Annotated in this window: 11 protein-coding genes; 10 read left to right on the top strand and 1 reads right to left on the bottom strand. The window is 64.2% G+C overall.

All coding sequences use genetic code 11. The features are described from left to right. The first annotated feature begins 418 nt into the window (after positions 1-418). From LWH48_RS17490 to ihfA, 8 genes are all read left to right on the top strand, one after another. Complete coding sequence (locus LWH48_RS17490; protein ID WP_232913577.1) at positions 419-1063, top strand: OmpA family protein; 645 nt, start codon at positions 419-421, stop codon at positions 1061-1063. A gap of 273 nt (positions 1064-1336) precedes the next feature. Further along, entirely contained in the window at positions 1337-3256 is a 1920-nt protein-coding gene (gene thrS, locus LWH48_RS17485; protein WP_161432207.1) for a threonine--tRNA ligase, read from the top strand. Between the two features lie 11 nt (positions 3257-3267). Beyond that, the gene (gene infC, locus LWH48_RS17480) at positions 3268-3810 is read left to right on the top strand and encodes a translation initiation factor IF-3 (protein ID WP_282040319.1); all 543 of its coding nucleotides are present in this window, start codon (positions 3268-3270) and stop codon (positions 3808-3810) included. Between the two features lie 114 nt (positions 3811-3924). Then, positions 3925-4119, top strand: a complete 195-nt coding sequence (gene rpmI / locus LWH48_RS17475; RefSeq protein ID WP_089725334.1) for a 50S ribosomal protein L35 — start codon at positions 3925-3927, stop codon at positions 4117-4119. Between the two features lie 35 nt (positions 4120-4154). Beyond that, positions 4155-4508 carry a 50S ribosomal protein L20 gene (gene rplT, locus LWH48_RS17470; protein ID WP_232913576.1) on the top strand — a complete coding sequence of 118 codons (354 nt, stop codon included), beginning with the start codon at positions 4155-4157 and terminating at the stop codon, positions 4506-4508. Positions 4509-4634: 126 nt separating this feature from the next. After that, positions 4635-5654 (top strand): phenylalanine--tRNA ligase subunit alpha, encoded by a 1020-nt coding sequence (gene pheS / locus LWH48_RS17465; protein ID WP_161432205.1) that lies wholly within the window; start codon positions 4635-4637, stop codon positions 5652-5654. A 40-nt stretch (positions 5655-5694) separates the two neighbouring features. Further along, on the top strand, positions 5695-8076 hold the full coding sequence (gene pheT, locus LWH48_RS17460; protein ID WP_232913575.1) for a phenylalanine--tRNA ligase subunit beta: 2382 nt from the start codon (positions 5695-5697) through the stop codon (positions 8074-8076). Between the two features lie 88 nt (positions 8077-8164). Beyond that, complete coding sequence (gene ihfA / locus LWH48_RS17455) at positions 8165-8467, top strand: integration host factor subunit alpha (protein ID WP_132041108.1); 303 nt, start codon at positions 8165-8167, stop codon at positions 8465-8467. An 80-nt stretch (positions 8468-8547) separates the two neighbouring features. Here the strand turns inward: ihfA and LWH48_RS17450 are convergent, their stop codons facing one another. Continuing rightward, positions 8548-8757 (bottom strand): DUF2788 domain-containing protein, encoded by a 210-nt coding sequence (locus LWH48_RS17450; protein WP_161432203.1) that lies wholly within the window; start codon positions 8755-8757, stop codon positions 8548-8550. A gap of 191 nt (positions 8758-8948) precedes the next feature. On the opposite strand from LWH48_RS17450, the gene LWH48_RS17445 reads away from it, so the two are divergent. Continuing rightward, the gene (locus tag LWH48_RS17445; RefSeq protein ID WP_232913574.1) at positions 8949-9413 is read left to right on the top strand and encodes a flavodoxin domain-containing protein; all 465 of its coding nucleotides are present in this window, start codon (positions 8949-8951) and stop codon (positions 9411-9413) included. Position 9414: 1 nt separating this feature from the next. Beyond that, the gene (locus LWH48_RS17440; RefSeq protein ID WP_232913573.1) at positions 9415-9780 is read left to right on the top strand and encodes a hypothetical protein; all 366 of its coding nucleotides are present in this window, start codon (positions 9415-9417) and stop codon (positions 9778-9780) included. Positions 9781-9854: the final 74 nt, after the last annotated feature.

Below are 9854 nucleotides of genomic sequence, written 5' to 3'. Positions count from 1 at the left end.
CTGGAAACACAAGCTGACCCGCCGCAAGGACGGGCAGTTGTCAGCGGGCAGAAGCTCCCCTGGCAAACCGAGAACACCGGTCACGCTCTCAACGCTCTGGCGGCGAGAGCCTGAAGCCCCGCATCAATGCGTCGCATGATGCGTGGGAGTGTTCACGTCTTGCCTCGAACGACTGCTTTATCGAACACTGTGCGCTTTCGCCACAATTCTGCTAATCTAGCCATGTGCGATTGAAAGATCTGTCGGGCTACTGCAAGCTTGGCAGCGTGTCGAGACCAGTGAATATTTTCATGAGGTCGCTGAGTCACGACATGGATGTTGCGGCGTAGATCGCAACACCCGATCGTCGGGATCATCTGGGAAGGCGGTAAGCGGTTGCCTGCCCTGGAGCGATAAAAGAAAAGAGAAGGAGTTTCATATGAAGAAGTCCACGACTGGCTTGCTGCTCGGTTCTGCTCTGGTGGTCGGCCTCTCCGGCTGTGCCACTTCCAACACGACTTCCTCTGTCGACAAGCCCTGGTACCAGCACCCGATGGTGTGTGGCCTGGCCGGCGGCGTGATCGGTGGTGGCATCGGTTATGCCACCAGCAGTGAATCCGATGAGGACACCGGTGCTGCCATCGGCGGTACTGCGGGTGCCACCATCGGCGCCATGCTGTGCGCCGACTCTCCGGAGCCGGTAGCCGAGCCCGAGCCGATGCCCGAGCCGGAGCCCGAGCCCTTCGAGCCGGTGACCCTCTCCAGTGACGTCACCTTCGCCTTCGACTCTGCGGAGCTGCGCCCCGGTGCCGCTTCCGAGCTGAACCAGGTGGCAGGCACGCTCAACAACAACCCCGAGGTTCGCGTGACCATCGCCGGTCACACCGACGCCGTGGGTTCCAACGAGTACAACTTGGGTCTCTCCCAAGATCGTGCCGATTCCGTGGCCAGCTACCTGATGAGCCAGGGCGTTGCCGGTGATCGCATGCGCACCGTGGGTTATGGCGAGGAGCGCCCGGTCGCCACCAACGAGACCGACGCAGGTCGTGCCCTGAACCGTCGCGTCGAGATCATGAGCCAGTAAGTTCGGCTCAATCTCAAGCGAACTCCTTGAGTTCGCGAGGCAGGGGCGCCTTCTGGCGCCCCTGCTGCGTCTGGGCTGCTGCGCCCGGACTGTGGCGCCCGACCTGGCGCTTTGCTATCGTAGCGCGTCATCCGGCACGGGCCGACACCGTCTCGCCTGGCGTTCGACGCCGCCGGCGATGGTCGGTCTCCGGGTGACACTACGCTTCCATTCTTCGTTCACTGCGACATGTGGTCTTTCGTATGGGCCACCACTGCGCGAAAGGACCCCTGCATGCCCATCGTGACCCTGCCCGACGGCAGCCAGAGACGCTTCGACGAACCGCTTACCGTGATGCAGCTGGCCGAGGATATCGGCCCCGGACTCGCCAAGGCCTGCGTAGCCGGCAAGATCAATGGTGTGCCGGTCGATGCGGCCGACATCATCGAGCATGACGCCGAGGTGGCCATCCTCACTGCCAAGGATCCCGAAGGCCTGGAGGTGGTACGCCACTCCTGTGCCCACCTGATCGGCCATGCCGTCAAGCAGCTCTATCCCGAGGCGAAGATGGCCATCGGCCCGGTCATCGAGGATGGCTTCTACTACGATATCGACTTCGGCCGATCGGCGACCCCCGAGGATCTGGAAGCCATCGAGAAGCGCATGAAGGAGCTGATCGACAAGGGCTATGACGTGGTCCGCGAGTATGTCGACCGTGACAAGGCGATGCTCACCTTCCTGCATCGCGATGAGCCCTACAAGCAGGAGATCGTCCGCGAGATACCGGAAGGCGAGAGTATCCGCCTCTATCATCACGAAGAGTATATCGACATGTGCCGGGGCCCCCACGTGCCCAATACCCGGCACCTGAAGGCGTTCAAGTTGACCAAGCTGGCTGGCGCCTACTGGCGCGGCGACGCCGAGAAACCGATGCTGACCCGCATCTACGGCACCGCCTGGCCCGACAAGAAGCAGCTCAAGGCCTACCTCAAGCGTCTCGAGGAGGCGGAGAAGCGTGACCACCGCAAGCTGGCGCGTAAGATGGACCTCTTCCACCTTCAGGAGGAGGCGCCGGGCATGGTGTTCTGGCACCCCAATGGCTGGACCATGTACCAGGCCCTGGAGCAGTACATGCGCCGGGTCCAGATCGAGAACGGTTACCAGGAGATCAAGACGCCCCAGGTGGTGGATCTTTCGCTGTGGAAGAAGTCCGGCCACTGGGGCCACTACAGCGAGCTGATGTTCACCACCGAGTCGGAAAAGCGCGACTACGCCATCAAGCCGATGAACTGCCCCTGTCACGTGCAGGTGTTCAACCAGGGGCTGAAGAGCTACCGGGACCTGCCGCTGCGCCTGGCGGAGTTCGGCAGCTGTCACCGCAACGAGCCCTCCGGCTCCCTGCACGGCCTGATGCGCGTACGCGGTTTCACCCAGGACGACGCCCATATCTTCTGCAGCGAGAAGCAGATCCAGTCCGAGGCCGAGGCGTTCATCGCCCTGACCCTCAAGGTCTACCAGGATCTCGGCTTCGACGATGTGGAGCTCAAGCTGTCGACTCGCCCCGATGACTTCATGGGCGAGCCGGCGCTGTGGGACCGTGCGGAGGCGGGCCTCGAGGCCGCCCTCGATGCCACCGGCCTCGAGTGGGAGCTGCAGCCGGGCGAGGGGGCCTTCTACGGACCCAAGATCGAGTTTTCCCTGCGCGACTGCCTCAATCGTGTCTGGCAGTGCGGCACCCTGCAGCTCGACTTCAACCTGCCGGGCCGCCTCGGCGCGCAGTTCGTCGACGAGGACGGCGCACGCAAGACACCGGTGATGCTGCACCGTGCGATACTGGGCTCCTTCGAACGCTTCCTGGGGATCCTCATCGAGCACTACGCCGGTGCCATGCCGCTGTGGCTCGCGCCACAGCAGGCGGTGATCCTCAATATCACCGATTCCCAGCGCGAATTCGTGCTGGATCTCGAGCGTCGTCTGCAGAAATTCGGCTTGCGCGTCAAGGCGGACTTGAGGAATGAGAAGATCGGCTTTAAAATCCGCGAGCATACCTTGCAGAAAGTTCCCTATCTCCTGGTGGTGGGAGATAAGGAAGTCGAAGCCGACTCGGTTGCCCTGCGTACGCGCAGCGGAGAAGACCTTGGCACCATGACGGTCGATGAACTCATGGCCCGCCTCGGTGACGAACTCGGTGAGAGACATTCGTCAATTGCCTAAGGAGACGGAACATCAAGCGTAGCAACCCAAGAGGGCGCGTCCAGGATAAGCGCCCCCCGATGAACGAGCGCATTACCGAGGATCAGGTTCGCCTGATCGACAGCGACGGCGAGCAGCTGGGCATCGTGCCCACCAGCGAGGCGCTGGAGCGTGCCGAAGCCGCCGGTATGGACCTCGTGCAGATCTCCAATGCCGATCCGATCGTCTGCAAGATCATGGATTACGGCAAGTTCGTCTTCGAGCAGAAGAAGCAGAAAGCTGCCCAGAAGAAGAAGACGAAGCAGATTCAGGTCAAGGAAGTGAAATTCCGGCCTGGCACCGACGAGGGCGACTATCAGGTCAAGATGAAGAACCTGACGCGCTTCCTCGAAGCCGGTGACAAGGGCAAGGTCACCCTGCGCTTCCGTGGTCGTGAGATGGCGCACCAGGACATCGGCCGCAAGCTGATGGAGCGGATCGCCGCCGACCTCGAAGAGCTCGGGACCGTGGAGTCCTTCCCCAAGATGGAAGGTCGCCAGATGATCATGATCATTGCCCCCAAGAAGAAGCAGTAAGCGGTACCAGCAGTACCAAAAGAAGTGATCCGATGGCCGGTCAAACGGGCGGGAGGCGTCAGCGTCTCGCGTCGGCCTCGGGTTTTCTGAAGAACCTCGAGCGGAGTTATTCTCATGCCGAAGATCAAGAGCAACAGCGGCGCTGCCAAGCGCTTCAAGAAGACGGCCAACGGCTTCAAGCACAAGCAGTCGTTCCGTAGCCACATCCTGACCAAGAAGTCCACCAAGCGTAAGCGTCAACTGCGTGGCATGAAGCAGATCCACGACGCGGACAAGGCGCTCATCCAGCGGATGCTGCCCAACCTGTAACCCTTGGTAGATTCCATTTTCGTCAGGAGTAAGCTATGACTCGTGTCAAGCGTGGCGTTGTCGCCCGTCGTCGTCACAAGAAGATTCTCAAGCAGGCCAAGGGCTACTACGGTGCCCGCAGCCGTGTCTTTCGCGTTGCCAAGCAGGCGGTCATCAAGGCCGGTCAGTATGCCTATCGCGACCGTCGTCAACGCAAGCGCCAGTTCCGCGCCCTGTGGATCCAGCGCATCAACGCCGGCGCACGCCAGCACGGCCTGTCCTACAGCCGCTTCGTTGGCGGTCTGAAGAAGGCCGGCATCGAGATTGACCGCAAGGTCCTGGCGGACCTGGCCATCAACGAGAAGGCAGCCTTCGCTGCCATCGTCGAGAAGGCCAAGGCTGCCCAGTAAGAGATAGCGTCATTTCCGGCTGTCCGGTTTCAGCCGGAGGGCCGCAGACGTCGCAGGGGAAGAGCAGCCGCTCTTCCCCTGTTTTTTTAGCCCTGTGTTTTACGTATCGAATTCGGAGCGCAACGGATGGACCACCTTCCCAACCTGGTCACCGAGGCCCGCGAGGCGATCCAGGCCGCCGACAGCATCGCGGCCCTGGAAGAGCTGCGCGTGCGCTACCTCGGCAAGAAGGGCGAGATCACCGCGCTGCTCAAGGGGCTGGGCAAACTGCCCGCCGCCGAGCGCCCGGCCGCCGGCGAACGTATCAACGAGGCCAAGCAGGCCCTGACTGGCGAGCTCGAGTCACGCAAGGCCAGCCTCGAGAAGGCCGCCCTGGAGGCGCGCCTCGCCGCCGAGCGCCTCGACGTGACCCTGCCCGGCCGGGGGCAGCCCAGCGGTGGGCTCCACCCGGTGACTCGCACCCTGGAGCGTATCGAGGGGCTGTTCACGCGTATCGGCTATGACGTGGCGGTCGGCCCCGAGATCGAGGATGACTACCACAACTTCGAGGCCCTTAACATTCCCGCCCACCATCCGGCGCGAGGGATGGCCGATACCTTCTACTTCGATGCCACGCGGCTACTGCGCACCCACACCTCGCCGGTGCAGGTTAGGACCATGAAGGAGGGCAGGCTGCCGATCCGTATCGTGTGCCCGGGTCGCGTCTATCGCAGCGATTCGGATCTCACCCATACGCCCATGTTCCACCAGGTGGAGGGGCTGCTGGTGGATGAGGATGTGAGCTTTGCCGACCTCAAGGGCACCATCGAGGACTTCCTGCACGCCTTCTTCGAGCGTGACGATCTCTCGGTGCGCTTCCGCCCCTCCTACTTCCCCTTCACCGAGCCTTCTGCCGAGGTCGATATCCAGTGCGTGATGTGCAGCGGCGACGGCTGTCGGGTGTGCGGCCACAGTGGCTGGCTGGAGGTGATGGGCTGCGGCATGGTGCATCCCGAGGTGTTCCGCCACTCCGGCATCGACAGCGAGCGCTATACCGGCTTCGCCTTCGGCATGGGGGCCGAGCGCCTGGCGATGTTGCGCTACGGGGTCAATGACCTGCGGCTGTTCTTCGACAACGACCTGCGCTTCCTGCGCCAGTTCGCCTGATCGTCCACCGGATAAGCAGAACACAGCGATAGGATTTGCCATGAAATTTTCCGAACAGTGGCTGCGCGAGTGGGTCTCGCCTCAGCTCGGAACCCAGGCCCTGGCCGACCAGATCACCATGGCCGGCCTCGAGGTGGACGCCGTGGAGCCGGTTGCTGCGGCCTTCGAGGGGGTGGTGGTGGCCGAGGTGCTGGAGAAGTCACAGCACCCGGACGCCGACAAGCTCAGAGTGTGCCGTGTCAATGACGGCAGCGGCGAGCCGGTGCAGGTGGTCTGCGGCGCGCCCAACGTGGCGGCGGGGCAGAAGGTGCCCTTCGCCCGGGTCGGTGCCGTGCTGCCCGGTGACTTCAAGATCAAGCGGGCCAAGCTGCGCGGCCAGGAGTCCCGCGGCATGATCTGCTCTGCCTCGGAGCTGGGCCTGGAGGAGGAGACCTCGCCGGGGATCCTCGAGCTGCCCGGCTCGGCGCCGGTAGGCGAGGACTTCCGCGCCTGGCTGGGGCTCGACGACCACACCATCGAGGTCGACCTCACCCCCAATCGCGGTGACTGCCTGAGCCTCAAGGGTCTGGCCCGTGAGGTCGGCGTGCTCAACCGCCTGGCGGTGACGGGGCCGGAGGTCGCCGCGGTGCCGGCTTCCCATGACGAGACCTTCCCGGTACGGGTCGAGGATGGCGAGCGCTGCCCGCGCTATATCGGACGTCTCATCAAGGGCGTCGACGTCGGTGCCGAGACGCCGCTGTGGATGGTGGAGCGCCTGCGCCGCGGCGGTGTGCGCAGCATCGACCCGGTGGTGGATGTCACCAACTATGTAATGCTCGAGCTGGGCCAGCCGCTGCACGCCTTCGACCGCGCGAACCTGAGTGGTGCGGTGATCGTGCGCCTGGCTCGGGAAGGCGAGCGGCTGGTGCTGCTTGACGGCCAGGAAGTCAACCTGGACGACTCGACCCTGGTGATCGCCGATGAGCGTGGTCCATTGGCCATCGCCGGCGTCATGGGGGGCGAGCATTCCGGAGTCAACGAGCAAACCCGTGACATCTTCCTGGAATCGGCCTTCTTTACCCCCCTGGCGGTAGCCGGCCAGGCACGCACCTATGGTCTGCACACCGATGCCTCCCATCGCTTCGAGCGCGGCGTCGACCCTCGGCTGGCCCGCGAGGCTGCCGAGCGCGCCACGGCGTTGCTGCTGGAGATCGTGGGTGGTGACGCCGGCCCCCTGGTAGAGGTGGCGAGCGAAGCTCACCTGCCAGAGGCCCGCCGCGTCGTCCTGCGCAGCGCACGCCTCGAGCAGGCGCTGGGCAAGGCGCTTGCCGGCGAAGAGGTTGGCGAGATTCTCGAACGCCTCGGCATGCAGGTCGAGACCACCGAGTCGGGGTGGCGCGTCGTGGTCCCCAGCTGGCGGTTCGATATTGCCATCGAGGAGGACCTGATCGAGGAGGTGGCCCGCATCCATGGTTACAATCGCCTCCCCGTGCGCCGTCCCCAGGCGCGACTCGGCCTGCGGCCGGATCATGAGGCACGTACACCACTGGCCAGGTTGCGCCGTCAGATGGTGGCCCGCGGCTACCAGGAAGCCGTGACCTACAGCTTCGTGGCACCCGATCTGCAGAAGACCCTGCTGCCCGAGGCGGTATCGCCGGTACTGGCCAACCCCATCTCCACGGATCTCTCGGTGATGCGAGCCAGCCTCTTTCCGGGTCTGGTGCGGGCGCTGCAACATAACCTCAATCGTCAGCAGAGCCGGGTACGGCTGTTCGAGAGCGGCCTGGTATTCCGCGGCGAGCTCGATGATCTGGCGCAGATCCCGATGCTCGGCGCCCTGGCCTGCGGCTCCCGCGAGCCGGAAGGCTGGGCGGGCAATCGAGCACCGGTGGACTTCTTCGACCTCAAGGGCGATCTCGAGAGCCTTCTGGCCATGGGCGGCGACGCCGAGGCATGGCGCTTCGAGCCCGCCGAGCATCCCTCGCTTCACCCTGGGCAGTGTGCCCGCATCCTGCACCGTGGGGAGGAGGCCGGCTGGATCGGCACCCTGCATCCGGCAGTCCGCGCCCAGCTGGGGCTCAAGGCGGAGGCGGTACTCTTCGAGGTGCGCCTCGATGCCCTGACCCACGGCCGTGTGCCGGCCTTCATGCCGCTGTCGCGCTTTCCCGAGGTGCGCCGCGACCTGGCCTTCATGGTCGACGAGGACCTGCCGGTGCAGGCACTGCTGGATACCCTGCGCGCGGAGGCCGGTGAATGGCTGATCGAGTGCCGGCTGTTCGACGTTTATCAGGGCAAGGGTGTGGCGGAAGGGCGCAAGAGCGTGGCCCTGGGCTTGACCTGGCAGCATCCTTCGCGCACGCTTAATGACGAGGAAATCAACAAGTTGGTCGATGCCATCGTCAGCGAGTCCCGTCAGCATCTGGGTGCCGAGCTACGCGGCTAGATGTTGCGCGTTGCGGGATGAGTCTTGCGGGTATCGGCCGTCTAGCGAACCCGGGTTGGCCGGGATGGGCCTAGAGGGGAGAGTGACGATGGGCGCACTGACCAAGGCCGAGCTGGCCGAACACCTGCATGCTGAACTCGGCCTCTCCAAGCGGGAGGCCAAGTCCATGGTGGAGGCCTTCTTCGAGGAGATCCGCGGCTGCCTGCGCGAGAACGAACAGGTCAAGCTGTCCGGGTTCGGTAACTTTGACCTGCGCGACAAGCGCGAGCGGCCCGGTCGCAACCCCAAGACGGGGGAGGAGATCCCCATCTCTGCCCGGCGGGTGGTGACCTTCCGCCCTGGCCAGAAGCTCAAGAGCCAGGTGGAGGGCTACCGCGGCGAGCATCACTGAACCGACCCGCCTCCGCCTGACACGCGAAAGGGCCACCCCACGGGGGTGGCCCTTTTCTTGGACGGCGTGTGTGGTCAGGGTCAGACGGCTCCGCCGTTCTCCAGCATCCAGGTGATGACCACCTTGAGCACATATCCGAGCATGCCGGCGCCCAATACCACGAACAGCATGATGGTACCGAAGCGTCCGGCGTTGGACTTCTTCGCCAGGTCCCAGATGATGAAGCACATGAACACGATCAACCCGCCGATCATCAGCGGGGTGATCCACGCCTCGAAGGTCTGTTGCATGCTTTCTCCGCCAGAGGTTAAAAACCCACTATTCTAGTTGGTTATTCCCGCTGACTGCAGCGCGATACCTGCGACGAAATGCCACGCTCTTGATCCAGATTCAGACACGGCGAGCGTGTGGGTCGGGGTGGATGCGAGACGGTGGGGAGACATGTTATTATTCGCGTATATTTCTCAGGTAAATCCGTGACATGCCCATGCTGAAGATCTTTGTTGGCACCATGTATGGCGGCGCCCTGGACGTCGCCGAGCAGGTCAAGCCGTTGTTCGAGGAAGCCGGCTACGAGGTCGCCATCCTCGAGAACCCCTCCCTGGACGATCTCGACGCCGAGACGACCGACCTGGCGCTGTTCTGCGTCTCCACCACCGGCAGTGGCGACTACCCCGGCGCCTTCGCGCCCTTCGCCAATGCCATCGGCGAGAAGAGTCCTGGCCTCGGCTGGTTGCGCTACGGGCTGATCGCCCTGGGCGACAGCTCCTATGGCGAGACCTTCTGCGGTGCTGGCCGTCAGCTCGATGAACTGCTCGCGGGGCAGGGCGCCCAGCGGCTGGGCGAGCGCCTGGAAGTCGACGCCATGGAGACCTTCATGGCCGATGATGCCGCGCTTCCCTGGGTGGAGGAGTGGATCGACGCCCAGCAGCTCAAGGTCGCCTGAGGTGGGCACGACCCCCACACCGGAGCGCCTCAGCCTGGTGCTGGGGCTAGTCGTGCTGATGTTCGCTACCATCCCCCGCTATCTGGTGGGTGGCCACGACAATCTCCTGAACCTGATCCTGCTCGCCCTGGCGGTCGTGGCCGCGGTGGCCGTGGTCCAGTGGCGCCTGCTCGAGGTCGAGGCCCGGCGGCGCCTTCCGCGGCTGGTGGGCCGCCTGGGGCTCTGCCTGGTGGCCGGCCTGGCCGGCATGGGTGCCTGGCACGCGCTCGTCACCGACTTCATCGGCTGGGAGCTGCTGATCGCCCACGGCGCCACCCTGGGGCTGCTGCTGCATGCCCTATCGCTCTGGATCAAGGCGCCGCGTTAGGCCAGCCATCAGCTACAAGCCACAAGGAGCAAGCGACAAGGAAACTCTTTGGCTTGCCCCTTGCCCCTTGCCCC

It is taken from the genome of Halomonas sp. G15, from assembly GCF_021282295.1.
GTDB lineage: Bacteria > Pseudomonadota > Gammaproteobacteria > Pseudomonadales > Halomonadaceae > Halomonas > Halomonas alimentaria.
The sequence above is the reverse complement of the archived record's forward strand: the minus strand, read 5'-3'. Positions and strand labels throughout refer to the sequence as shown.

Bases quoted from the DNA above. Each gene is read 5' to 3' on its own strand.
- LWH48_RS17445 (WP_232913574.1), top strand. From the start codon at position 8,949: ATGCCCATGCTGAAGATCTTTGTTGGCACCATGTATGGCGGCGCCCTG.
- rplT (WP_232913576.1), top strand. From the start codon at position 4,155: ATGACTCGTGTCAAGCGTGGCGTTGTCGCCCGTCGTCGTCACAAGAAG.
- pheT (WP_232913575.1), top strand. From the start codon at position 5,695: ATGAAATTTTCCGAACAGTGGCTGCGCGAGTGGGTCTCGCCTCAGCTC.
- ihfA (WP_132041108.1), top strand. From the start codon at position 8,165: ATGGGCGCACTGACCAAGGCCGAGCTGGCCGAACACCTGCATGCTGAA.
- rpmI (WP_089725334.1), top strand. From the start codon at position 3,925: ATGCCGAAGATCAAGAGCAACAGCGGCGCTGCCAAGCGCTTCAAGAAG.
- pheS (WP_161432205.1), top strand. From the start codon at position 4,635: ATGGACCACCTTCCCAACCTGGTCACCGAGGCCCGCGAGGCGATCCAG.
- LWH48_RS17450 (WP_161432203.1), bottom strand. From the start codon at position 8,757: ATGCAACAGACCTTCGAGGCGTGGATCACCCCGCTGATGATCGGCGGG.
- thrS (WP_161432207.1), top strand. From the start codon at position 1,337: ATGCCCATCGTGACCCTGCCCGACGGCAGCCAGAGACGCTTCGACGAA.
- LWH48_RS17490 (WP_232913577.1), top strand. From the start codon at position 419: ATGAAGAAGTCCACGACTGGCTTGCTGCTCGGTTCTGCTCTGGTGGTC.